A 22,232-nucleotide genomic window follows, 5' to 3' on the forward strand; every position below is an offset into this window, starting at 1 on the left:
TCACCCGTCCCGAGGAATCCGACGATGTCCAACCCGCACAGCGGCCTGCCGCCATCCCTGCTCATCACCGAACGCGACGCCGCGCGCCTGGACGCGCTGCTGGAGAACGACACCTGGCGCGACCAGCCCGCGGCCAAGGCCCTGCAGCAGGAGTTGCTGCGCGCACGCGTCGTTCCCGCCGCCGACATGCCCGACGACGTGGTCCGCATGCATTCGCAGGTCGACAGCGTGGATGCCGACGGCGTCCGCCGCACCCTCACCCTGGTCTATCCCCATGAAGCCGATGCCGACACCCATCGGGTCTCGGTACTCGCGCCGGTCGGCAGTGCCTTGCTCGGGCTGTCGGTGGGCCAGTCCATCGACTGGCCGCGTCCGGGCGGCGGCACCCTGCACCTGGAGGTCGTCGCGGTCACTGCCGCGGTGGACACGGCCGCGGCAGTGCGCGGCTGATCGCTCCCCGCGCACAGGTCCCGCGCACACGCGCCGGCACGCAGCACGCGTCGCCGGCGCACGACCGCCCCGTCCCTGCCACGATTTCCCTCAGGGCACGACGCCGCAGCTCACCCCGGTCCCGCCCAGTCCGCAGTAGCCGCCCGGATGCTTGGCCAGATACTGTTGGTGCTCGTCCTCGGCGTAATAGAACGCAGGCGCCGGCGCTACGATTTCGGTGGTGATCGGCCCCAGCCCGGCACTGCGCAGGCGCGCCTGGTAGTCCTCCAGGCTACGACGCGCGACCGCCGCCTGACCCTCGTCCTCGCAATGGATCACCGAGCGGTACTGCGATCCGACATCGTTGCCCTGGCGCATGCCCTGGGTCGGATCGTGCATTTCCCAGAACGCCGTCAACAGTTGCTCGAACGGGATCCGGTCCGGGTCGTAGACCACCAACACCACTTCCGCATGCCCGGTCATGCCGCTGCAGACCTCTCGATAGGTCGGATTCGGCGTACTGCCGCCCGCGTAGCCCACAGCGGTGGTGTCCACCCCGGGCAGCGACCAGAACGCACGCTCCGCGCCCCAGAAACAGCCCATGCCGAACTGCACCCGCGCCCGGCCCTCGAAGGCGTCGCGCAGCGGGCGACCATGCACGAAGTGGCGGTTGTCCAGCGGCAGCGCCTCGTCACGCCCGGGCAAGGCCTCCTCCGGACGAGGCAGACGTTGTTTGAAAGCACCGATACCGAGCATGACGAAACTCCTGACGGGGGTCGCTCCGACATGCGGCCATCCGCCACGTGATCAAGCCTGGCCGCTTGCGGCGGCATGCACCGCAGTGGGAGCCGACGTGGTCAATCGAACGCCACGGGGGCGACCCGGACGCAGTTGCGCCCGGCACGGCGAGCGGCCACGAGCGCCGCGCCGGCACGTGCCACGGTGGCCTGTGACGACGGTTCGTCGGCGCGCCGGGTCGACAATCCCACACTGACGGTGATGTCGAGCGATCCACCGTTCCAGGTCAAGCCCAGGAATGGCACCCCGATCCGCGCCCGCTCGCCGATTTCGCGGGCCGCAGCGCCGTCGGCGCCTGGCAGCACCAACGCGAAACCGTCGCCGTCGTATCGCCCGATCGTCCCCGCGTCGGCCACTGCGTGGCACAGGCTTCCGGCGACCTCGCGGAGGCAGTGCGCCGCCGCTCCCGGTCCGTGACGCCGCCTCACCGCATCCAGGCCATCGATATCCACCAGCGCCACGCTGAACGGAGCGCCGCTCCGGCATGCGGCATCGAAGCCCCTGGCGAGCGCGTGCTCCGTCGCCTCCCGGCTCGGAGCACCGGTGGCGGCATCCACGGCATCGGTCTCGCGCTCGGCAGCGGCCGACAGCGCGCGATCGACGTGGTCCTGCGCCAGCAGCGACAGGCGACCGGCCAGGGCGATCTCGTTTGCGGTGAAACCGTCGCGCCCGATGCGACGCAGCAGGACCATGCCCCAACAGGACGCGGCGTGACGCAGCGGTAGCTGCACCTCGGCGAGGGTCCCGCGGGCAACCAACTGCTGGAGCACGACACCCGTGGCCGCGACGTGCCGCAACGCCGGGATCCTGCGACCGATGTCGGCGACGACATCGTCGCGCGCCTGCGCCGGATGCGCGATCAATACGTCCCCGTTCTCCGCGCCCTGCGTCACCACCGCGACCGACTGCGCCGGTACCTGCGCCAGCAGGTGGACGAGCATCCTGCTGTACACGATCCAGGCCAGATCCGCCGTCGGCCAGTCGCGCCCCGCGGTCTCGCACTCCCGGCGAAACGCGTCGGCGACGCGCGACGCGTCCAGCGACCCGTCCGCCTCACCGCAAGCGCCGGAGACGACGCCGCTGGACGCGACGGCCAGATCGTCGCTCCGCCTCGGCCGCCATCCGCCGCGCTTCATACGCCGGCACGCGACCAGCGCGGCCAATCCCAACGCCGCGAGGAACGCGACACCGCCGAGCAGCGCCCAGGGCGCCGTCATCGGGGCTGGCCCTCCATCACGCCGTGATCCGCACTGCCTGCCATCGCGCCTCCCGGCATCCGAGCCGAATGGCCATAACCGTATACCCGTCACAAGAAAAACGTGTTACGCGACAAACTTTCGGCGCCGACGGATCGGTCGCCGTCGTGTCGTGCCGGGACTGGAAGGAAATCCTCACCAGGCGACGGCTCGTTACACTGTGCGGTCACCGGCGGCGGCGATCCGTCCCGGCTCCCCTTTCCGGCCCCGAATTCCAGATGACCCGCGCCAGCACCGACCCCGCCTCCGCTCCCGCCGTTCCGGACACCGACGCCCCGGCGCCGCGCCGCGACTTCATCCGCCAGATCGTCCGCGAGGACCTCGCCAGCGGTAAACACGCGGCTATCCGGACCCGGTTCCCGCCCGAGCCCAACGGCTACCTGCACATCGGCCACGCCAAGGCGATCTGTCTCGACTTCGGCATCGCCGCCGAATTCGACGGACTGTGCAACCTGCGCTTCGACGACACCAACCCGGCGCGGGAGGACCCCGAGTTCGTCACCGCGATCCAGGACGACGTGCGCTGGCTGGGTTACGAGTGGGCCAGCCTGCGGCATGCCTCCGATTACTTCGAGGTCTACTACCTGGCCGCGGAGAAGCTGGTACGCGAGGGCCACGCGTTCGTCTGCGACCTCAGCGCCGACGAGGTCCGCGCCTACCGCGGCACGCTGACCGAACCCGGCCGCGACTCGCCGTACCGCGACCGCACGCCGGACGAGAATCTCGACCTGCTGCGCCGCATGCGCGCCGGCGAGTTCCCCGACGGCGCCCGCACCCTGCGCGCCAAGATCGACATGGCCAGCGGCAACATGAACCTGCGCGACCCGGCGCTGTACCGGATCAAGCACGTCGCCCACCAGAACACCGGCGACCGCTGGCCGATCTACCCGATGTACGACTTCGCCCACGCGCTGGGCGACGCCATCGAGGGCATCACCCATTCGCTGTGCACGCTGGAGTTCGAGGATCACCGTCCGCTGTACGACTGGTGCGTGGACAAGGTCGACCTCGCCGGGCACCCCGAGCTGCTGGCGCCCCTGCTCGAGCGCGGCCTGCCCAGGGAAGCCGGCAAGCCGCGCCAGATCGAGTTCTCGCGGCTCAACATCAACTACACGGTGATGAGCAAGCGCAAGCTCACCACCCTGGTGACCGAAGGCCTGGTCGACGGTTGGGACGACCCGCGGATGTACACGCTGCAGGGCCTGCGCCGTCGCGGCTACACCCCGGCCGCGCTGCGCCTGCTGGTCGAGCGCGTGGGCATCAGCAAGCAGAATTCGGTGATCGACTTCTCGGTGCTGGAAGGCTGCCTGCGCGAGGACCTCGATGCGGCCGCCGACCGGCGCATGGCCGTGGTCGCACCGCTGAAGCTGGTGCTGACCAACCTGCCCGAAGGGCACCAGGAGGCGCTGGCGTTCCCCAACCACCCCAAGGACGAGACCCGGGGTGTGCGTCAGGTGCCGTTCGCGCGCGAGGTCTGGATCGAGCGCGACGACTTCGCCGAGGTGCCGCCCAAGGGCTGGAAGCGCCTGGTGCCCGGCGGCGAGGCGCGCCTGCGCGGCGCCGGCATCGTGCGCGTGGACGAGGTGGTCAAGGACGCCTCGGGCGAGGTGATCGAACTGCGCGGGTGGCTCGACCCCGAGTCGCGCCCCGGCATGGAGGGCGCCAACCGCAAGGTCAAGGGCACCCTGCACTGGGTCAGCGCGCAGCACGCCGTGCCCGCCGAAGTGCGGCTCTACGACCGCCTGTTCTCGGTCGAGAACCCGGACGACGAATCCCACGGCGGGACCTATCGCGACCACATCAATCCCGACTCCGTCCGCGTCGTGCGCGGTTACGTGGAACCGGCCGCCGCCGATGCGGCGCCGGAGCAGTCATTCCAGTTCGAACGCACCGGCTACTTCGTCGCCGACCGCTACGATCACCGCCCGGACGCACCGGTGTTCAACCGCAGCGTGACCCTGCGCGACACCTGGGCGGCGCGCGCATGAAACGATCGCCGACAGGCGCCTTCGCACGGCTCGTCCTGAGCCTGCTGCTGGCGATCGGCCTGGCGGCCTGCGCCGCGTCGCCCGGCCAGACCGACGCACAGCCGACCGCCGACGCCCCCGCGCCCACCGAGCCGGCAGTGCCGGTCGACCTCGGGCCGGCGCCGGTGTCCGCTGGCGCCGGCCAGTTGCCCGACCTCGACACCAGTTGCAGGATCGACAGCGACTGCGTGGTCAAGGATGTCGGCAATTGCTGCGGCACCTTCCCCGCCTGCGTGAACCGTGACAGCCCGGCCGATCCGCAGGCGGTGATGGCCGAATGCGAGCGCAGCGGCATGGCCTCGGTGTGCGGTTTCCGCGAGATCCAGGCCTGCACCTGCGTGCAGCAGCGTTGCGAGGCCGCCGACGCGTCCCGGCCGGTGACCCACTGATGCTGCTCGCCCAGGTCCACCTCACCCTGCCCGTCTGGGTCCACGATCATGTGGACACGTCGCGCGCCTATCCCGACGACACTGACAAGATGGCGCTCGCCATCGCGTTGTCGCGTCACAACGTCGAGCACGCCAGCGGCGGCCCCTTCGGCGCCGTGGTGTTCGGTCCCGACCACCGCGTCGTCGCCGCCGGCGTCAACCGCGTCGTGCCCGGCACCTGCTCGGTCGCGCATGCCGAGACCATGGCCTACATGCTCGCCCAGCAGCGCCTGCAGACGCCGCGCCTCAATGCGCTGGGCGCGCCCTACACCCTGGCGACCTCGGCGCAACCGTGCTGCCAGTGCTTCGGCGCCACCGTCTGGGCCGGGATCGATCGCCTGCTGATCGGCGCCCGCGCCGAGGACGTCGAGGCGCTGACCGAATTCGACGAAGGCCCCCTGCCGGACGACTGGCCGGGCGAACTGGAGCGCCGTGGGATCCGTGTGAGCCGCGACGTCCTGCGCGACGAGGCCTGCGTCGTGCTGCGTGCCTATGGCGAGGGCGGAGGCCCGCATTACTGATGAACGCACCCGCTACGCCCTCCCTGCTGTGCTACTGCCGCACCGGCTTCGAGCCCGAACTGGCGGCCGAGCTCACCGACCATGCCGCCGAAGCCGGCTTGTCCGGCTATGCCCGCGCCAACCGCGACGACGGCTTCGTGCTGTTCCATGCCACCGAGCCCGACGCACCGCTGTCGCAGGCGATGCCGTGGCGCTCGCTGGTGTTCGCGCGGCAGAAGATGCGCTTGATCGCCGATCTGGCCGAGCTCGACCCGAGCGACCGGGTGAGTCCGGTCATGGAGGCCCTGGGCGGCCAGGGCCGCTTCGGCGACCTGTGGATGGAGCATCCGGACTCCGACGCGGGCAAGCCGCTGTCGGGCCTCGCCCGCGCGTTCGGCAACGCACTGCGCCCCGCGCTGCGCAAACGTGGGTTCCTGACCGATGCGGTGGACGCCAACCGGCCGCGCCTGCACGTCTGCCTGCTCGCCGGCAACCATCTGTTGCTGGGCCGCAGCGACCCGAACGACAGTGCCGGCTGGCCGCAGGGCATCCCGCGCCTGCGTCTGCATGCCGACGCCCCGTCGCGCTCGGCGCTGAAGCTCGAGGAAGCGTTGCTGGCCCTGCTCACGCCGCGCGAGCGCGAGACCCTGCTCAAGCCCGGCATGCGCGCCGCCGACCTGGGCGCTGCCCCGGGCGGCTGGACCTGGGTGCTGACCCGACAGCACATGTACGTGAGCGCGATCGACAACGGTCCGCTGCAGCCGGCGCTGCACGACACCGGGCTGGTCGATCACCAGCGCGCCGACGGCTTCCGCTGGCAGCCGGATCGCACCTTGGACTGGATGGTCTGCGACATGGTCGAGCAGCCCCGTCGCGTGGCCGAGCGCATGGCGACCTGGTTCCGTGAGGGCTGGTGCCGGCACGCGATCTTCAACCTCAAACTGCCGATGAAGAAGCGCTGGCAGGAAGCCCGCTCGAGCCTGGACCTGTTCGCCGAGCAGGCCGACGGGCTGGCGACGCTGCGCGCGCGCCAGCTCTATCACGACCGCGAGGAGATCACCGTCTTCGCCTCCGCGCCGCCCCGCTAGACGTGATCTACCGGTAGGTCGTCATCCGGAGCGATCCGGGATTCCGCAGGTACGCACTTCACGGCATCCCGGCGCCCCGGGCTGTTTCAGCGCGATCAAACGCGAGCATGTCCGCGACGGCTCACCAGGGCAGGGCACCGTCCGGACCGGTGAAGCTGCCCGTTGGACTTTCGGTGTCGAGAGCGGCGGCGACCAGGGCGCGAGCGCCCACTTCGACGGTGTCCGTTCCCTGGAAGTTGTTCATCGCCGTCGCCGTGTAGCCGGGGCTGGCCGCGCGCACCTTGATCCCGGAATCCTCGAGTTCTATGGCCAGCGCCAGGGTGATGGCGTTGAGCGCGGTCTTCGACGCTGGATAGGTCGGACTGAAGTAGGAGCGGAAGGGGAAGCCGGCGTCGGAGTTGAGGGTCAGGGAACCGATTGCGCTGGACACGTTGACGATGCGTCCCGTGGCAGAGAGCCGGATGAGAGGCAGCATCACCTGGGTCACTGCCAGCACACCCAGGACATTCGTCTCGAAGACTTTCCGGATCTCGTCGAGCGAGGCTACGCTCGCCGCGCCCGCCGCCAGAATTTCTTCCGTCGATGAATAACGGCCCGACTGGGCGATTGCGGCATTGTTGACCAGAAGATCGAGGCGCCCGAACTCTTCCGTAATGCGTTTCGCCGCGGCCGCGATGCTCTGCTCGTCCGTCGTGTCGATTTGAATGGCATGCGCGCCTTCCCCGATCTCATCCGCGGCCTGCTGGCCGTTCGAGACATCCCTGGAGCCGACGAAGACGATGTAGCCGCGATCGACCAGCTCTTTCGCCACCTGTTTTCCGAGCCCTTTGTTGGCACCGGTCACCAGGGCGATCATTTCGTTCCGCATACGTGTTTTCCTCTGTTTCGTGACCGCCCACCAGCCGGATGCCGGCGGGCGCATCGAGTGCTTTTCAGCGTATGCAGGCTTGGAACGATCCAGAAGACGGGAGGCGGGACTAGCACCTATTCCCGGGATGCATGACCTACTCGTTGCGCAGGCTGTCGATGCCGTCGATCGTCTTGATGATGAAATCGCTCACGACCCGCACCCTGTGCGGTGTCCGTACGTGGGCATAGATCAAGCTCAGTGGCAGTGCTGTCGGCGCGAAGTCCTTCAGTATCTCGACGAGCTGCCCCGAACGTAGCTGCGGATCGAAGAGACCGCGAGCGCTCTGCGCGATGCCGAGACCGGCCAGAGCGGCTGAATGTATGTCGGCCGGGTCGTTGGAGCTGAAGAACCCCGACACCGGAAATTCGACCTGATCATCGCCATCACGGAAATGCCACCTGCCGGAAACGCCACGATATCGACTCGCAATCAAACGATGTTTCCCGAGGTCGGATGGACGCTCGGGGATGCCATGCACGGCCAGATAGCCGGGGCTGGCCACAGTGACGATCTTCACCGTGCCGATCCTGCGCGCCACGAGGCTGGAGTCGTCGAGATGCCCGACGCGGAGCGCCATGTCCAGCCCGTCCTGGACCAGATCGGCATACCGTTCGGAGACGGCGAATTCGACCGTGAGCCCGGGGAATTCGGCGTAGAGCTCCGGCAACTTGGGAACGAGCATCATGCTCGTCAGTGTCGACGGCGCCGCGATACGGACGGGTCCCGTCGGACGCCCATGGCCGTGCGTGATGCGGCTCTCCAGATCGTCCAGGTCGCTCAGCAGCCTCACAGCCGATTCGTAGAGATCAGTGCCGGAAGGCGTCGGACGCAGGCCCCGTGAGGTCCTGTTGAGGAGGCGCACTCCGAGCCTCTGCTCCAGAGCGGCGATCTGTTTGCTGACAGCGGGCTGTCCAACGCCAAGTTCGCGGGCGGCCTGGGAAAAGCTCCCGCTGTCCACGACACGCACGAACGACTGCAGGGCCGTTATCTTGTCCATCCCGGCGAAGGGTAATCCGGAGTGGAAGTCGAGCGGAAGAAGCATATGCCGCAGAATCAGGCCCGCGCACCGTCTGGCACACTCGCCACACCCACGGCCACGCGCTCACCGTCCCGATGCATCGTCTGTTTCCCTTGCTGGCCGTCTGTCTGGCGAGCGCCTGCTCGGCGCCGGCCAACCTGCACCAAGAGGCCTTGTTCGAGGCGCAGGACCATGTCGCCGACGGCATGTTCACCGCCGGCATCGAGGGGCCCGCGGTCGGCCCGGACGGGGCCTTGTACGCGGTCAACTTCGAGCGCGAGGGTACGGTCGGGCGTGTCCTCGAAGACCCATCCGGCGACGTGCAGGTCGAGCTGTTCGTCACCCTTCCCGAGGGCAGTACCGGCAACGGCCTGCGCTTCGATGCCGAGGGTCGCCTGCTGGTCGCCGATTACACCGGTCACGCGATCCTGCGCATCGATCCCGCCGACCGCGGCGTCGCGATCTTCGCCCCGATGCCCGCCGGCACCCATCAACCCAACGACATCGCCACGGCGCCGGACGGGACGCTCTACGCCAGCGACCCGGACTGGGCCCACGACAGCGGCCAGCTGTGGCGCATCGACCGCGACGGCAGCGTGCATCTGCTGGACGCCGACATGGGCACCACCAACGGCATCGAAGTGAGCCCGGACGGCCGCCGGCTCTACGTCAACGAGAGCGTGCAGCGCCGGATCTGGACCTACGATCGCCTGCCCGACGGCGGCATCGCCGGCAAGCGGCTGCTGATCGCATTCGACGACCACGGCCTCGACGGCATGCGTGCCGATCTCGGAGGCAACCTGCATGTGGCCCGCTACGGCGCCGGTACCGTGGCCGTGGTCTCGCCCGATGGCCGCGTGCTGCGCGAGGTCCGCCTGCGCGGCGCGAAGCCGACCAACGTGGCCTTCGGCGGTCCCGACGGCCGCACCGTCTACGTCACACTGCAGGACCGGGGCGCGATCGAGCGCTATCGCAGCGATGTGCCCGGGCGCGAGGCCCGCGGCGCCCAGCCGGCTGCCGGCACGCCGGATTGAGACCGCGCGCACAGCGCGGCCCGGGCGGGTCTCAGCCGGTGCACCGGCGGCCTGCCATGATCCGCTGCCGAGGAGGAGGAAGGACCCCATGCAACCGCTCGCCCTGAACGACCCCGCCGCATTCGGCACCGAGTTCCTGCGCCAGACCCAGCTGCAGGGCTTCGGTTCGCTGACCAAGCGCGACCTGGAGCTGCTGATCTTCGTGTTGCTCGAACGCGACGGCACCCTCGATCGCGCCATGTCCAACCATGGCGCAGCCGCGCTGTTGCGGGTGACACCGGCCAAGATCAAGGCGCTGCGTCGCGACGGCTACGCGCGCTGGCGGCAGTTGGTCGACGAGCCGGCCGATGTCGCCCTGCCGCGCATCCTGGCGACCGTGCTCACCCCGGACAACCTGCGCGCAGGCGCACGTCACGTCACCGAACGCAGCCGTCGCGAAGGGTTCCTGGCGATTCGCGTGGAACACCCGGACGATCTGGCGCGGTTCGAGCAGGCGATTCTCGAGGTCGGCGGCCTGCCGGTGTACGAGCGCAACCGCGAGGTGGTCGCCGTGCGCTTCGATACCCTGTTGCGCCTGGCCGAACAGGGCGGGCACCTGCAGCCCGACGCGCAGGCGGTGGCCCGCGAACTGAAGACGCTCGCCCCCGCCGCGCAGGAAGTCGTCGAGCTGCTGCAGCGCGATCTCGACAGCCTGCGCTGGAAAGACGTGCGCGCCACGCTCAACACCCTCGGCGCGCGGGCCGTCGCCGGCACCCTCGACCAGGGCGTGCTTGGTCTGTTGCGGTTGGCGTTCCCGTTCCTTCCACGCTGATCGGCCACGCGCCGCTTCGACCGGACCCCGTTCTGGCTGGCGATTCGCCCGGCGGGGCGATCGTGCAGAACGGGTGCTGCAGGGCGGATGCTGACGCGCCGACCGCACACCGCGCCTCACGTCCATCCCGGGCAGAACGGCCCCATCTGCAGCGGCGACGACACACTGCGCCCGCCGGCGTCCCGTTGCGCCGGCGCGGCCTGCGCGGAAGCAACGCCACCGAAGCCTGCCGGTATGATCCCGCCACGCCCGCGCGCCCCCCGCCATGGACACCTTCCTGCTCGCCCTCGACTTCATCGGCACGTTCGCCTTCGCCATCAGCGGCGCGACGATCGGCGTGCGTCACCGTCTCGATCTGTTCGGCGTGCTGGTGCTTGCGTTCGCGACCGCGACCTTCGGCGGCATCCTGCGCGACCTGCTGATCGGCGCGGTCCCGCCGGCCGCGCTCACCACATGGACCTACCTCGCGCTGGCGTGCGTGGCCGGCCTGGCGACGTTCTACCGGCACGCCTTGGTCGAAAGGCTGCGCAACCCGGTGCAGTTGTTCGATGCCGCGGGCCTGGCGCTGTTCGCGGTGTCGGGGGCGAGCAAGGCACTGGCGTTCGGGCTGTCGCCGTTCGCGGCGGTTCTGCTGGGCATGCTCAGCGGTATCGGCGGCGGCATCGCACGCGACATCCTCGTCGCCCGTACGCCGGTCGTGCTGCAGGCCGATCTGTACGCGGTGGCGGCACTGGCCGCGGCCGCCGTGGTGGTGGCCGGCCACCAATGGGGCGTACCGGAGCCGTGGAGCCTGGTGACCGGCGCCGGCCTGTGTTTCGGCCTGCGCTACATGGCGATCCGGCACGGCTGGCGCCTGCCGGTGGCCCGGCCGCACGACGCGCCTTGAGCCGCTAGGCCGCGCGGGCGCCTCGGCCGCGCCCCGACACGCCGGCGTTCCGGTTCACGATGCCAGCGCGCCTTCCAGCCCGGCAGGTCGACAGGCGGCGGGGTCGGGCGTTCGCGGCGTCCGACCGGAACGGCATCAGAGCCCGCTGGCGCGACGCCACAGCGCCTGGGCCAGTGATGGCACCCGGCCGGCCGCGCCCAGCGCATGACCGCGCGCGAGCGTCAGCAGCGGGTCGTCGCTGGCGTAGGTCCGGTTGATGCCGTCGAAACTCCAGGCCGCCACCGCGTTCTCGCTGCGCCGCGTCCGCGCCCAGCGTCGCAGCCCATGCGGCGAGGCCCAATCGACACGCCGACGCCCGGCCGCTTCGACCGAAGCCAGCAAGGCGGCGACATCGCGCAGGCCCAGGTTCACGCCCTGCCCCGCGAGCGGATGCACGACGTGCGCGGCATCGCCGAGCACCAGCACGCGTCCCTCGCACTGGCTGTCGGCCAGTTGCCTGCGCAGCGGGAACGCCACCCGCCGCGTCAGCGGCCGTGCCCGGCCAAGGCGTGCGGCGAACGCCCGGGTCAGCGCATCGCCGAATCCGGCGTCGTCGAGCGCCAGCACGCGCTCGGCGTCGTCGTCGGGCAGGCTCCACACGATCGAACTGCTGCCGTCCGCGCACGGCAGGAACGCCAGCGGCCCACCCACCAGGAAACGCTGCCACGCCGTGGACTCGTGCGCGGCCTCGGTGGCGACATAGGCCACCACGCCACGCTGTCCGTAGGCGTGTCGCACGATGCCGATGCCGGCCAGCGCGCGCAGCGTGGACGCCGCGCCGTCGGCGGCGATCGCCACACGCGCAGCGATCCGGCCGCCGCCAGCCAAACCCAGGCGCACGCTCTCGTCGTCCTGCTCCAACGCGTCCAGCTCGGCCGGACAGCGCACCTCGACGCCCGCCGCCGGCAACGCCGCCCAGAGGCGGTCGACCAGCAGGCCGTGCTCGACGATCCAGCCCAGCGCCTCGCGTCCGTAGGCATCGGCGTCGAAACGCAGTTCGTCGCCGCCGGCCGCATCCCAGACCCGCATGCGCCGGTACGGCTGCGCACGCGCACCGCGCACCGCATCCCAGACGCCGAGATCGCGCAGCAGCACGACGTTGTCGGCGGCGAACGCATAGACGCGCAGATCGGGCGCATCGGCCTGCCAGGGCACCGGCGGGCGCGCTTCGAGCAGCACGACATCCAGCCCCGCCCGCGCCAGGCCGAGCGCGCAGGCCGCGCCGACCACGCCGCCGCCGACCACGGCCACATCGTGACGTGGGCGTCGGCTCACGAGGCGTCCCTCCGGCACAGGACGGGCACTTCGCCGCGATATCCCATGGCGCCGCCGGCCACGCCCGCTTGCAGGCCGCTATCGAGATCCAGGGCCATCAGGCCGGCACTGCGCAGCGGGCGCAGCAGACCGGAGGGGTTGGACGTGAGCCGCGCCAGCTGATCCGAGAACGCCAGCGTGCGTTCGCGGTCGTCATGGCGCCGCCGCACGTGCGTGTCCAGCACCTGCGCCTGGCCGGCGTCGCGCGGCGACGCGGCGATGGCTTCGGCCAGGATCAGCGCGTCGCGCAGGCCGAGGTTGAATCCCTGCGCACCGATCGGATGCAGGGTCTGTGCGGCATTGCCGACCAGCACCGCGCGCGGTGCGGCGACCGCCTTCGCGACCACGCGGCGCAACGGATACCGGCTGCGCGGCCCCGCCTCGACGAAGCGCCCCGCGCGCCAGCCGAAGACGGCCTGCACGCGAGCCAGGAATCCGGCGTCGTCCAGCGCGGCCACCGCGTCGGCCTCGTCGGCGAGCACGCCATGCACCAGACCGTAGTGGCGGTCTCCACGCGGCAGCAACGCCGTCGGTCCGCCGGTGGTGAGCCGCTCCCAGGCCACACCGCCCGGCGGCCGGTCCGTGCGCAGGCGCGACACGAACAGCGCCTGGCCGTAGTCGTGCGCGTCCACGCCGATTCCGAGTCCGTCGCGGACACCGCTGGCGGTCCCGTCCGCGCCCACCAGCAGACGGGTCTGCACGGTCTCGACCGCGCCATCGCGTTCGATCCGGATCCGCCGCACATCGCCGTCCACGACGCTGTCCAGATAGCGGGCGGGCCGATAGCGGGTCAGACGCGGCAGCGCGGCGAGTCCCTGCTCCAACGCCTCGCCGAAATCGCGCGCCACCACGACTTGTCCGAACGCCTCGCGGCCGTAGTCGGCCGCGCGCAGGCGCACGCGGCCGAAATCGCCCTGGCGGCTGACATGGATTTCGCGGATCGGCCCGGTCGGCGCACGCAGCCGCCGCATGACGCCCAGGGCGTCGAGCGCGTTCACCGTGGCGTCGGCGAAACTCAGGTTGCGCTGGTCGAACACCGCCGGCAGGTCGCCAGGAGGCGCCAGCTCGACCAGGCCGACATCGAGGTCGAGGCGGTCGAGCGCGATCGCCAGGCTGGCGCCCACCAGGCCGCCGCCGACGATCAGGACATCATGGGAAGCCGTCGTGCCTTGGAGGGTCATCCCGGCATGATACGGCCGACGGGCGTCGCCGGCTGCCGCGCCGTGCGCACTCGGCTAGAATGCGGGCCTGAGCCACCGGAGCCGTCCATGTCCCCCACCGCCCGCAATGCCCTGATCTTCGCCCTGCTGGCGCTCGTGCTGGCGGCGACCCGCCTGCATCACTTCGCCGTGGTGCCGGACGCCTCCTGGGCCGTGTTCTTCCTGGGTGGCTTCTATCTGCGCGCGCAGGCCCGCTGGGCATTCCCCGCGCTGATGGCGCTGGCCGTCGTGGTCGACTGGGCGGTCATCACCGGCCAGGGCCTGAGCTTCTGGCAGCACTACTGCGTGTCGCCGGCCTACTGGTGCCTGATCGGCGCCTATCTGCTGCTCTGGGGCGGCGGCGCCTGGGCGGCGCAGCGTGCGCCGACGCTGGACCTGACCACCGCTGGCCGCGTGGCAGCGGCGCTGTTGGTGTCGGGCGCGGCCTGTCACCTGGTGGCCCAGGGCAGCTTCTACTGGATCAGCGCCAGCGTGGCCGACCCGACCTTCGCCGGCTGGTGGAAGAACTACAGCGACTGGTTGCCGGCCTATCTGGGCAGCATGGCGCTCTATGTGGCCATTGCCGCCGCCGTGCATGCGGGCGTGGCGCAGGTCTCGGCCGCCGGCGCGCTGCAGCGCGACCGTTCGGCCTGATTCCTCGGCCGACCGCTATCCGGTGGGCAACCGCCTCTCCAAGATCTACACCCGCACCGGCGACGATGGTTCGACCGGCCTCGGCGACGGCACCCGGGTCTCCAAGGATTCGGCCCGTGTCGCCGCCTACGGCACCGTCGACGAGGCCAACTCCTGCATCGGCGTCGTGCTGGCCTGCCCGGATCTGCCGGACGACGTGCGCACGCTGCTGGTCTCGGTGCAGCACCAGTTGTTCGATCTCGGCGGTGAGCTGTGCATCCCCGGCCACGCCGCCATCGACGACGCCGACATCGAGCGCCTCGAGGCGCAACTCGATCATCACAACGCGGACTTGCCGGCGCTGAAGGATTTCATCCTGCCCGGCGGGGGCGAGGCGGCGGCGCGCTGTCACGTGGCCCGGACCGTGGTGCGACGCGCCGAACGCGAGGCGATCACCCTGGCCCGGCAGGATGCGGTCCGTCCGCAGGCGATCCGCTATCTGAACCGCCTGTCCGACCTGCTGTTCGTGCTCGCCCGCGTGCTGGCACGCGCCAGCGGCCAGGGCGAGGTGCTCTGGCATCACGAGCGCCGGTGCGGGTGAGCCTGCCGGTCTTCACCCATTCAGCCTGTCTCGGCCACGACACCGGCCCGGGACATCCCGAGTCGTCCCAGCGCCTGGCCGCGGTGATCCAGGCGCTTCACGACGCCCTGCCCACGCTCGACTGGCGCGAGGCGCCGCGCGCCAGCCGCGGCCAGCTGTTGAGCGTCCACGACGCGGCCCTGCTCGACGCGATCCTCGAACGCGCCCCCGACACGCTGACCCACCTCGATCCAGACACCGTGCTCTCGCCGTCCTCGGGGGAGGCCGCGCTGCGCGCGGCGGGCGCCGGCATCGCCGCAGTGGACGCCGTCATGGCCGGCAACAGCGATACCGCGTTCTGCGCGGTCCGCCCGCCCGGGCATCACGCCACCGGCGGCCAGGCGATGGGGTTCTGCCTGTTCAACAACGTCGCCGTCGCGGCTGCGCACGCGCTCGACCGGCACGGCCTGGCCCGCGTCGCGATCGCGGATTTCGACGTCCACCACGGTAACGGCACCCAGGCGATCTTCGAGGCCGACCCCCGGGTCCTGTACCTGAGTTCGCACCAGAACGGCCTGTTCCCGCACAGCGGCGGCGCCCGCGAGCGCGGCGTGGGCAACGTCATGAACCTGCCCCTGCCCCCCGGCACCGGCAGCCGCATGTTCCAGGAGGCCTGGGTGGAGCGGTTGCTGCCCGAGCTCGAAGCATTCCGGCCGCAGTTGGTCCTGATCTCGGCCGGCTTCGACGCCCACTGGCGCGACCCGCTCGCACAGATGCAGCTCGACGCCGACGACTACGCCTGGCTCACCGGCGAACTGCGGGCCATCGCGCAGCAGCACGCCGCCGGCCGCGTCGTCTCGACCCTGGAGGGCGGCTACGACCTGCAGGCCCTGCGCGAGTGCAGCGTCGCCCATCTGCGCGCGCTCGGCGCCGGCTGACGCTCCTGCGCCGCCGGCCCGACGCTCCGCAGCAGCGCGTGACACCCACTCGCACGGAACAGGGGCCACCCCTCCCAAAGCCACCACCCGGGCCGGCGCCATGCGGGGTCTCGCGCCCCCCGGCACCACCCGCCTGGAACGCGGGGTCCACGCTCCCTGAACGAAGCCGGGGATCGCCGGCGTACGGAACCTGAGGCCTGCCCGCGACCTGCCATCGATCGCAATTGCCGCTTCGAAAGGGATACGGCATGCTGGCGACCGTTTGACCCGACGGACCACCGCGTGCGACCTGCCCTGCGCCTGCTGCCCCTGCCCCTGTGCATCGCGTTCTCGCTGTCGGCCACGGCCCAGGAGCGTCCCGAGGACTGGCGCCTGTGCCCGCTCGAAGACGCGGTCCCGGTGTTCCCCGATGCGCCGCCGCCGATCGGCGATGCGGCCGACCGCCAGTCGATGCCGACCGACATCGACGGCGACATGCTCACCGGCCAGCGCGACGAGGTGGTCAACGTCGACGGCAACGTGCGCCTGCAGCGCGGCGACCAGTTTCTCGGCACCGACAACCTCGACTTCAACCAGGAAACGGGCCAGTACGTGGCCGAAGGCAGCGTCCGCTACCAGGACTCGGGCATGCGCATCGTGGCCGAGCGCCTGCGCGGCAACCAGGAAGAGGACAGCCACGAGATCGAGAACGTCCGCTATCAGTTGCTGGAACAACGCGGCAACGGTGGCGCCGACCGGGCGGAGATGGTCGGCCATCTCGGCTCGCTGTACGGCTCGACCTATTCCACCTGCCCGCCGGAAGACCGCCACTGGGAACTGCGTGCGCGGCAGATCGACATCGACTCCGAGGAAGGCTGGGGCACCGCGCGCGGCGCGACCCTGCGCCTGGGCCGGTTCCCGATCCTGTACATGCCCTATTTCAAGTTCCCGATCGACGACCGCCGCAAGACCGGCCTGCTGTATCCGGCAATCGGCTACTCGGGACGCAACGGTTTCGATTACCGCCAGCCGATCTACCTGAACCTGGCACCGAACTACGACATGACGCTCGAGCCGCGGCTGATGACCAACCGCGGTGCCCTGTTGGGCACCGAGTTCCGCTACCTCACCGACAACGGGCGCGGCACGGTGTACTTCGAGTACCTGCCCTCCGACGACCTGACCTCGCGCGACCGCCAGCGCGAGATCGACGAGGGCATCCCCGAAGAGAATCGCCGCGAGGAAGATCGCGGCATGTTCCATTACTCGGGTCGGCATCGTTTCAATTCGACCTGGTCGTCCTCGACCAGCCTCAACTGGATCAGCGATCCGCGCTACATCGAGGACATGAGCAGCTCCACCATGGAGGGCTCGTCGGCGTCGCTGACTAGCGTCACCGGCTTGTATGGCCGCGGGCGCTATTGGGATGCGGGCATTCGCGCGGACTACAACATCCTGGCGGACTACACCCGCGGCGAACGCCAGTTGCCGTACAACCGCATGCCCAACATCTTCGGCCACTGGGAACAGCCTCTAAGCCCTTGGCTGGTGGCGGGCATGGATGTGGACATCACCCGCTTCTCTCATACCGACCACTCCCGTCTCGGAAGCGGCTTGCGTGATAGGGCGGGCGGCAGCCGTATCGATGCCAAACCCTACGTTTCGATGCCGTTCGAAGGCGCGGCCTGGTATGTCCGCCCAACGCTCGCCTATCGCAGCACGGCCTATCAGTTGGACGAGGAACTCGCACGGCAGCTGGCGCCAGAAGGCGCTGAAATCGACCGTTCGCCGACCCGCAACCTGCCCATCGCCAGCCTCGATGCAGGCCTGTTCTTCGAACGCGAGTCGATGTTCCGTGGCGACCAGCATGTGCATACGCTGGAGCCGCGGATCTTTTACCTGAATACGCCGTACCGGAATCAAGACAATCTGCCGTTGTTCGACACCCGCGCGATGACCTTCAGCTGGGGGCAACTGTTCCGCGACAACCGCTTCTCCGGCGGCGACCGTCAGGCCGACGCCAACCAGATGACGGTGGCGCTGACCACCCGCCTGATCCGCGAATCGGATGGCCTGGAGCGACTGTCGGCCAGCATCGGCCAGATCCGCTACTTCGACGACTCCGAAGTGACTCTAACTCCGAACCAGCCCCCGCTGGAGTCCGGCGAGTCGTCCTGGGTCGCCGAGGCCGCCTACGCGATCAACGACCGCTGGAGCGTCAACGCCGGTTACCAATGGGATCCGGAGATCCGCCGCGAAGACCTGATGAGCTTCCGCACCCGCTACCTCATCGGCGACGACGGCATCGTCAATCTCGGCTACCGCTACCGGCGCGACCTCCTCGAGCAGATCGACTTCTCGTTCCTGTACCCGATCAACCAGACCTGGAGCCTGGTCGGCCGCTACTACTACTCCCTGCTCAATAACGCCAATTCCAACCCCGGCGTTCTCGAAAGCATCGCCGGCGTGCAGTGGGACAGTTGCTGCGTCACCATGCGGCTGGTCGCCCGCCGCTACGTGCGCAATCGCCTCGGCGAGATGAACAACGCCATCCAGCTGGAAGTTGAACTGAAGGGTCTGAGCTCGCTGGGCGCGGACACGGAGGACCGGTTGCGCCGTGCTATTCTCGGCTATCACCGAGACGACCTGTATCTCGTGCCGCCGCCAGGCCTGAACGGCGAACCCGTCGAAAACGATCCCCTGCCATGAAGAAACTGTTCCTGTCCCTGCTGGCGGCCGCCGTGCTCGCTGGCGCCTCCGTCCACGCGCAACAGGTGCAGCCGCTCGAGCGCATCGTGGCGGTCGTCGACGAAGACATCATTCTCCAGACCGAGCTCGACCGCGCGGTCGCCAACGTGCTGTCGCAGTACGACGGCCGTTCGGACCAGTTGCCGCCACGCCACATCCTGGAGCGGCAGGTCCTCGAGCGTCTGGTCCTGGTGCGTCTGCAGACCGCCCAGGCCTCGCAGATGGGCGTGCGCGTGAGCGATGCCGAAGTCGACGGTGCGGTCGGCATGATCGCCCAGCAGAACGGGTTCTCGCCCGACCAGCTGCGCCAGCAGCTGGCGTCGGAAGGCCTGTCCTTCGACGAGTTCCGCGCCTCGCTGCGCGAGGAGCTGATGATCCAGCGCCTGCGCCAGCGCTTCGCGCAGACCCGGGTCGTGGTCAGCGATGCCGAGGTCGATGCCGCGCTGGAGGGTCAGGCCAACAACCGCCAGTACCAGCTCGCCCACATCCTGGTCGCGCTGCCCGACGGCGCCACCCCGGACCAGATCGCCACCGCCGAAGAGCGCGTGAATGGCGTCAAGAGCCTGATCGATCGCGGCGAGATGGCGTTCCAGGCGGCGGCCGTGCGCTACTCCGACAGTCCGAACGCGCTCGAAGGCGGCGACCTGGGCTGGCGCTCGCTCGACGAAATCCCGACCTCGTTCGCGGGTGCCGTGCAGTCCATGCAGCCGGGCGAAATACTCGGCCCGCTGCGCGGACCCAGTGGCTACCAGTTGCTGCAGCTGGTCGACGTGCGCGATACCGATGGCGCCAGCGGCTCGGTCACCCAGTACCAGGCGCGCCACATCCTGATCCGCAGCGGCGGCGAGGTCACCGACGACCAGGCCGAGGCCCGCGCCCGGACCTTGCGCGCACGCGCGGTCGGCGGCGCCGACTTCGCCGAGCTGGCCCGCGAAAATACCGACGACGCCTCTTCCCGCGACAACGGTGGCGATCTGGGCTGGTTCACCGTCGATCAGTTCGGCCCCGACTTCGGCGCCCAGGTCGCCGGCCTCGCCGACGGCGGCGTGTCCGAGCCGTTCCGGACCCAGGCCGGCTGGCACGTCGTGCAGCGCATCGGCACCCGCCAGACCGCGGCCAGCGACGAAAACCGCCGCGCCCAGGTGCGCGAGGCCATCGGCCAGCGCAAGCTGGAAGACGAGTGGAACCGCTTCCTGCGCGAGATCCGCGGCGAAGCCTACGTCGACGTCCGCAACGGCGACAGCGATCCCGCCGCTACCGGCGGCTGACATGCGGCGTCCACGGCTCGCGCTGGTCCCGGGCGAACCGGCCGGCGTCGGGCCGGAGCTGGCCGTCGCGGCCCTGTGCCGCGACTGGGAGGCCGACCTCGTCGTCCACGGCGATCTGCCGAGCCTCCAGCGCGCCGCCGCACAGCTGGGCCGCACCCTGCCTCGCAGGATTGCCGCCGATGCGCCCACCGGCACCGCCGGGCTGCGCCTGGTCGAGCACCCCCATCCCGAACCCGCGCCGCACGGCGAGCCCCGCCCCGCCAACGCCGCGAGCGTGGTCGCGGCCCTGACCGCCGCCGCGCGGGCCTGCGTGGCGGGCGACTGCGATGGCATGGTGACCGGGCCGGTGCACAAGGCCACGATCAATGCGGGCGGCATCGCCTACACCGGCACCACCGAGCTGCTGGCCGCGCATGCCGGCCGCGACGTGGTGATGATGCTGGCCAACGACGTGGTGCGGGTCGCCCTGGTCACGACCCACCTCCCGCTGCGCGCGGTCGCGGATGCGGTCGACGCTGCGACAGTCGAGCGCGTGGTGGAGATCCTGCACCGCGCCCTCGTACACGACTTCGGCATCGCCTTTCCCGTGATCGCCGTCCTCGGTCTCAACCCGCATGCCGGCGAAGACGGGCATCTCGGGCGCGAAGAGATCGACGTCATCGCCCCGGCGCTGGCCCGGCTGCGTGCTGCACGCGGCTACGACCTGCGCGGCCCGCTACCCGCCGACACCGCCTTCCTGCCGGCACGATTGCGCGATGTCGACGCGGTGCTGGCCATGTACCACGACCAGGGCCTGCCGGTGCTCAAGTACAGCGGCTTCGAGCGGGCGGTGAACCTCACCCTCGGCCTGCCCTATCCGCGCGTGGCCGTCGACCACGGCACCGCCCTCGACCTGGCCGGCCGCGGCATCGCCGATCCGTCGAGCCTGTTCGCCGCGATCGAGACCTGCACCCGTCTCGCACGGCAGCGGCTCGCGGGCGATCCGGCCGTCCGCGCGTGAGCACGCGCGCATGAGCGACATCGACTGGGACGCCTTCCAGCAGGTCGAGTTGCGCGTCGGACGCGTCGTCGAAGCCCGTCCGCTCGCCGAAGTGTTTCCCGGCGCACGCAAGCCGGCGTACGTCCTGCACGTCGACTTCGGCCCGGGGATCGGCATCCGCAAATCGAGCGCACAGATCACCGAGCGCTACTCCGTCGACGCACTGATCGGCCGCCAGGTGGTGGCCGTGCTCAACCTTCCTCCCAAGCAGATCGGGCCGTTGATGTCGCAATGCCTGGTCACGGGCTTCCACGACGCGCAGGGGCACGTGGCATTGTGCGTGCCCGATGCCGACGTCCCGCTCGGCACCCGACTGGCATGAGTTCGCCATGAATACCTCCACCGACTCCGGTTTCGGCCGCGCCAAGAAGGCGCTCGGCCAGCACTTCCTGCACGAGCGCGGCGTGATCGAGCGCATCCTGCAGGCACTGAACCCGACGCCTGGCGACCGCATCGTCGAAATCGGACCGGGCCAGGGCGCGCTGACGTTCCCCCTGTTGCGCGCGCACGGCGATCTCACGGTGATCGAGTTCGACCGCGACCTGATCGCCCCGCTGACTGCGGCTGCCGCGCCGCTGGGCCGGCTCGAGATCGTCCACCGCGACGTGCTCAAGGTCGACTTCGCCGCCCTGGCCGGCGACGACGCGCCGCTGCGCCTGGTCGGCAACCTGCCGTACAACATTTCCTCGCCGATCCTGTTCCACGCCCTGGAGCACGCCACGGCGGTCCGCGACATGCACTTCATGCTGCAGAAGGAAGTCGTCGACCGCATGGCCGCCGCACCCGGCAGCAAGGTCTACGGACGTCTGAGCGTGATGCTGCAGGCCTGGTGCGACGTGACACCCCTGTTCACCGTGGCGCCGGGCGCATTCCGTCCACCGCCGAAAGTGGACTCGGCCGTCGTGCGGCTGGTGCCGAAGCCGGCGACGCGGCGGCCTTCGGTCGATCCGGCGCGCTTCGCGCACGTCGTGCGCGCCGCGTTCGGCCAGCGCCGCAAGACGCTGCGCAACGCGCTGTCCACGGTCATGGATGCCGAAGCCATCGCGGCCGCCGGGCAGGAGCCCGGCGCCCGCGCCGAGCAGTTGTCGGTGGACGATTTCGTCGCACTGGCCAACGTGCCGGTCGACACCGCCACCGCGAACCGCTGAGTCCGCAGGCGAATCGCGCACCACGCCGTTGCGGGTCTCCGCACCAGGATCGCGTGGGAAAAGCGGGGGCCCATGCCACGCGGGCGGCGACGCGCACGGCAGCATCGATCGCGGATGATCGTCCGATCCGCGCGCGGCGCGCCCGCTTCCCGTGCATCGGCA

General features: G+C 70.2%; 22 protein-coding genes. 16 read left to right on the forward strand and 6 right to left on the reverse strand.

All coding sequences use genetic code 11. The annotated features are described in order from the left end of the window. The first annotated feature begins 24 nt into the window (after nucleotides 1-24). Nucleotides 25-450 carry a nucleoside diphosphate kinase regulator gene (gene rnk, locus RG19_RS11805; RefSeq protein WP_058835435.1) on the forward strand — a complete coding sequence of 142 codons (426 nt, stop codon included), beginning with the start codon at nucleotides 25-27 and terminating at the stop codon, nucleotides 448-450. 90 nt (nucleotides 451-540) lie between these two features. On the opposite strand, the gene msrA is transcribed toward rnk, so the two are convergent. Together msrA and RG19_RS11815 are read right to left on the reverse strand one after the other, a co-directional pair. After that, the gene (msrA, locus tag RG19_RS11810) at nucleotides 541-1,185 is read right to left on the reverse strand and encodes a peptide-methionine (S)-S-oxide reductase MsrA (RefSeq protein ID WP_058835436.1); all 645 of its coding nucleotides are present in this window, start codon (nucleotides 1,183-1,185) and stop codon (nucleotides 541-543) included. A 101-nt stretch (nucleotides 1,186-1,286) separates the two neighbouring features. Beyond that, on the reverse strand, nucleotides 1,287-2,444 hold the full coding sequence (locus RG19_RS11815; protein ID WP_058835437.1) for a GGDEF domain-containing protein: 1,158 nt from the start codon (nucleotides 2,442-2,444) through the stop codon (nucleotides 1,287-1,289). Between the two features lie 257 nt (nucleotides 2,445-2,701). On the opposite strand from RG19_RS11815, the gene RG19_RS11820 reads away from it, so the two are divergent. Genes RG19_RS11820 through rlmM form a run of 4 tightly spaced genes read left to right on the forward strand, consistent with a single transcriptional unit; the run spans nucleotide 2,702 to nucleotide 6,526 of the window. After that, nucleotides 2,702-4,471, forward strand: coding sequence for a glutamine--tRNA ligase/YqeY domain fusion protein (locus tag RG19_RS11820; RefSeq protein WP_058835438.1), 1,770 nt, complete (start codon nucleotides 2,702-2,704; stop codon nucleotides 4,469-4,471). After that, nucleotides 4,468-4,899: a hypothetical protein gene (locus RG19_RS11825; RefSeq protein WP_082672636.1), complete on the forward strand. Its 432-nt coding sequence runs from the start codon at nucleotides 4,468-4,470 to the stop codon at nucleotides 4,897-4,899. Before RG19_RS11820 ends, RG19_RS11825 begins: the two co-directional genes overlap by 4 nt. Next, nucleotides 4,899-5,459 (forward strand): nucleoside deaminase, encoded by a 561-nt coding sequence (locus RG19_RS11830; protein ID WP_058835439.1) that lies wholly within the window; start codon nucleotides 4,899-4,901, stop codon nucleotides 5,457-5,459. Before RG19_RS11825 ends, RG19_RS11830 begins: the two co-directional genes overlap by 1 nt. Continuing rightward, on the forward strand, nucleotides 5,459-6,526 hold the full coding sequence (gene rlmM / locus RG19_RS11835; RefSeq protein ID WP_058835440.1) for a 23S rRNA (cytidine(2498)-2'-O)-methyltransferase RlmM: 1,068 nt from the start codon (nucleotides 5,459-5,461) through the stop codon (nucleotides 6,524-6,526). Before RG19_RS11830 ends, rlmM begins: the two co-directional genes overlap by 1 nt. A 121-nt stretch (nucleotides 6,527-6,647) precedes the next feature. On the opposite strand, the gene RG19_RS11840 is transcribed toward rlmM, so the two are convergent. Continuing rightward, a complete protein-coding gene (locus RG19_RS11840; RefSeq protein ID WP_238376630.1) occupies nucleotides 6,648-7,382 on the reverse strand; it encodes an SDR family NAD(P)-dependent oxidoreductase in 735 nt (244 codons plus the stop codon). Nucleotides 7,383-7,530: 148 nt separating this feature from the next. Then, the gene (locus tag RG19_RS11845; protein ID WP_082672637.1) at nucleotides 7,531-8,478 is read right to left on the reverse strand and encodes a LysR family transcriptional regulator; all 948 of its coding nucleotides are present in this window, start codon (nucleotides 8,476-8,478) and stop codon (nucleotides 7,531-7,533) included. 71 nt (nucleotides 8,479-8,549) lie between these two features. On the opposite strand from RG19_RS11845, the gene RG19_RS11850 reads away from it, so the two are divergent. The 3 genes from RG19_RS11850 to RG19_RS11860 all read left to right on the forward strand — a co-directional run bounded on the left by RG19_RS11850 (nucleotide 8,550) and on the right by RG19_RS11860 (nucleotide 11,185). Continuing rightward, nucleotides 8,550-9,488 (forward strand): SMP-30/gluconolactonase/LRE family protein, encoded by a 939-nt coding sequence (locus RG19_RS11850; protein ID WP_058835442.1) that lies wholly within the window; start codon nucleotides 8,550-8,552, stop codon nucleotides 9,486-9,488. A gap of 88 nt (nucleotides 9,489-9,576) precedes the next feature. Beyond that, complete coding sequence (locus tag RG19_RS11855) at nucleotides 9,577-10,299, forward strand: hypothetical protein (RefSeq protein WP_058835443.1); 723 nt, start codon at nucleotides 9,577-9,579, stop codon at nucleotides 10,297-10,299. A gap of 265 nt (nucleotides 10,300-10,564) precedes the next feature. Then, entirely contained in the window at nucleotides 10,565-11,185 is a 621-nt protein-coding gene (locus RG19_RS11860; protein WP_058835444.1) for a trimeric intracellular cation channel family protein, read from the forward strand. 135 nt (nucleotides 11,186-11,320) lie between these two features. On the opposite strand, the gene RG19_RS11865 is transcribed toward RG19_RS11860, so the two are convergent. Then, nucleotides 11,321-12,499 (reverse strand): FAD-dependent oxidoreductase, encoded by a 1,179-nt coding sequence (locus RG19_RS11865; protein ID WP_058836584.1) that lies wholly within the window; start codon nucleotides 12,497-12,499, stop codon nucleotides 11,321-11,323. Beyond that, nucleotides 12,496-13,719, reverse strand: coding sequence for a 2-octaprenyl-6-methoxyphenyl hydroxylase (gene ubiH, locus RG19_RS11870; RefSeq protein ID WP_058835445.1), 1,224 nt, complete (start codon nucleotides 13,717-13,719; stop codon nucleotides 12,496-12,498). The genes RG19_RS11865 and ubiH overlap by 4 nt, the downstream gene beginning before the upstream one ends. Nucleotides 13,720-13,806: 87 nt before the next feature. Here ubiH and RG19_RS11875 point away from each other — a divergent pair, with 87 nt between their 5' ends. The 8 genes from RG19_RS11875 (at nucleotide 13,807) to rsmA (ending at nucleotide 22,070) form a co-directional block, all read left to right on the forward strand. Beyond that, complete coding sequence (locus tag RG19_RS11875; RefSeq protein WP_058835446.1) at nucleotides 13,807-14,391, forward strand: hypothetical protein; 585 nt, start codon at nucleotides 13,807-13,809, stop codon at nucleotides 14,389-14,391. Nucleotides 14,392-14,413: 22 nt separating this feature from the next. Next, nucleotides 14,414-14,971, forward strand: a complete 558-nt coding sequence (locus RG19_RS11880; protein ID WP_058835447.1) for a cob(I)yrinic acid a,c-diamide adenosyltransferase — start codon at nucleotides 14,414-14,416, stop codon at nucleotides 14,969-14,971. A gap of 2 nt (nucleotides 14,972-14,973) precedes the next feature. Continuing rightward, entirely contained in the window at nucleotides 14,974-15,888 is a 915-nt protein-coding gene (locus RG19_RS11885) for a histone deacetylase family protein (RefSeq protein WP_058836585.1), read from the forward strand. A gap of 282 nt (nucleotides 15,889-16,170) precedes the next feature. Next, nucleotides 16,171-18,576 carry an LPS assembly protein LptD gene (gene lptD, locus RG19_RS11890; protein WP_058835448.1) on the forward strand — a complete coding sequence of 802 codons (2,406 nt, stop codon included), beginning with the start codon at nucleotides 16,171-16,173 and terminating at the stop codon, nucleotides 18,574-18,576. Further along, on the forward strand, nucleotides 18,573-19,883 hold the full coding sequence (locus RG19_RS11895) for a peptidylprolyl isomerase (protein WP_058835449.1): 1,311 nt from the start codon (nucleotides 18,573-18,575) through the stop codon (nucleotides 19,881-19,883). The genes lptD and RG19_RS11895 overlap by 4 nt, the downstream gene beginning before the upstream one ends. A gap of 1 nt (nucleotide 19,884) precedes the next feature. After that, nucleotides 19,885-20,883, forward strand: a complete 999-nt coding sequence (gene pdxA, locus RG19_RS11900; RefSeq protein WP_058835450.1) for a 4-hydroxythreonine-4-phosphate dehydrogenase PdxA — start codon at nucleotides 19,885-19,887, stop codon at nucleotides 20,881-20,883. A 10-nt stretch (nucleotides 20,884-20,893) separates the two neighbouring features. Beyond that, nucleotides 20,894-21,244 carry a tRNA-binding protein gene (locus tag RG19_RS11905; RefSeq protein WP_058835451.1) on the forward strand — a complete coding sequence of 117 codons (351 nt, stop codon included), beginning with the start codon at nucleotides 20,894-20,896 and terminating at the stop codon, nucleotides 21,242-21,244. Between the two features lie 7 nt (nucleotides 21,245-21,251). Further along, complete coding sequence (gene rsmA, locus RG19_RS11910; protein WP_058835452.1) at nucleotides 21,252-22,070, forward strand: 16S rRNA (adenine(1518)-N(6)/adenine(1519)-N(6))-dimethyltransferase RsmA; 819 nt, start codon at nucleotides 21,252-21,254, stop codon at nucleotides 22,068-22,070. Nucleotides 22,071-22,232: the final 162 nt, after the last annotated feature.

The organism is Luteimonas abyssi, assembly GCF_001482195.1.
Lineage (GTDB): Bacteria > Pseudomonadota > Gammaproteobacteria > Xanthomonadales > Xanthomonadaceae > Luteimonas > Luteimonas abyssi.

Excerpts from the sequence above, each read along its gene's own strand:
- RG19_RS11825 (WP_082672636.1), top strand. The coding sequence starts at position 4,468 with ATGAAACGATCGCCGACAGGCGCCTTCGCACGGCTCGTCCTGAGCCTG.
- msrA (WP_058835436.1), bottom strand. The coding sequence starts at position 1,185 with ATGCTCGGTATCGGTGCTTTCAAACAACGTCTGCCTCGTCCGGAGGAG.
- RG19_RS11850 (WP_058835442.1), top strand. The coding sequence starts at position 8,550 with ATGCATCGTCTGTTTCCCTTGCTGGCCGTCTGTCTGGCGAGCGCCTGC.
- ubiH (WP_058835445.1), bottom strand. The coding sequence starts at position 13,719 with ATGACCCTCCAAGGCACGACGGCTTCCCATGATGTCCTGATCGTCGGC.
- RG19_RS11860 (WP_058835444.1), top strand. The coding sequence starts at position 10,565 with ATGGACACCTTCCTGCTCGCCCTCGACTTCATCGGCACGTTCGCCTTC.
- RG19_RS11855 (WP_058835443.1), top strand. The coding sequence starts at position 9,577 with ATGCAACCGCTCGCCCTGAACGACCCCGCCGCATTCGGCACCGAGTTC.
- RG19_RS11830 (WP_058835439.1), top strand. The coding sequence starts at position 4,899 with ATGCTGCTCGCCCAGGTCCACCTCACCCTGCCCGTCTGGGTCCACGAT.
- rlmM (WP_058835440.1), top strand. The coding sequence starts at position 5,459 with ATGAACGCACCCGCTACGCCCTCCCTGCTGTGCTACTGCCGCACCGGC.
- RG19_RS11905 (WP_058835451.1), top strand. The coding sequence starts at position 20,894 with ATGAGCGACATCGACTGGGACGCCTTCCAGCAGGTCGAGTTGCGCGTC.
- rsmA (WP_058835452.1), top strand. The coding sequence starts at position 21,252 with ATGAATACCTCCACCGACTCCGGTTTCGGCCGCGCCAAGAAGGCGCTC.
- RG19_RS11840 (WP_238376630.1), bottom strand. The coding sequence starts at position 7,382 with ATGATCGCCCTGGTGACCGGTGCCAACAAAGGGCTCGGAAAACAGGTG.
- pdxA (WP_058835450.1), top strand. The coding sequence starts at position 19,885 with ATGCGGCGTCCACGGCTCGCGCTGGTCCCGGGCGAACCGGCCGGCGTC.
- RG19_RS11845 (WP_082672637.1), bottom strand. The coding sequence starts at position 8,478 with ATGCTTCTTCCGCTCGACTTCCACTCCGGATTACCCTTCGCCGGGATG.
- RG19_RS11895 (WP_058835449.1), top strand. The coding sequence starts at position 18,573 with ATGAAGAAACTGTTCCTGTCCCTGCTGGCGGCCGCCGTGCTCGCTGGC.
- RG19_RS11820 (WP_058835438.1), top strand. The coding sequence starts at position 2,702 with ATGACCCGCGCCAGCACCGACCCCGCCTCCGCTCCCGCCGTTCCGGAC.
- RG19_RS11815 (WP_058835437.1), bottom strand. The coding sequence starts at position 2,444 with ATGACGGCGCCCTGGGCGCTGCTCGGCGGTGTCGCGTTCCTCGCGGCG.
- RG19_RS11875 (WP_058835446.1), top strand. The coding sequence starts at position 13,807 with ATGTCCCCCACCGCCCGCAATGCCCTGATCTTCGCCCTGCTGGCGCTC.
- rnk (WP_058835435.1), top strand. The coding sequence starts at position 25 with ATGTCCAACCCGCACAGCGGCCTGCCGCCATCCCTGCTCATCACCGAA.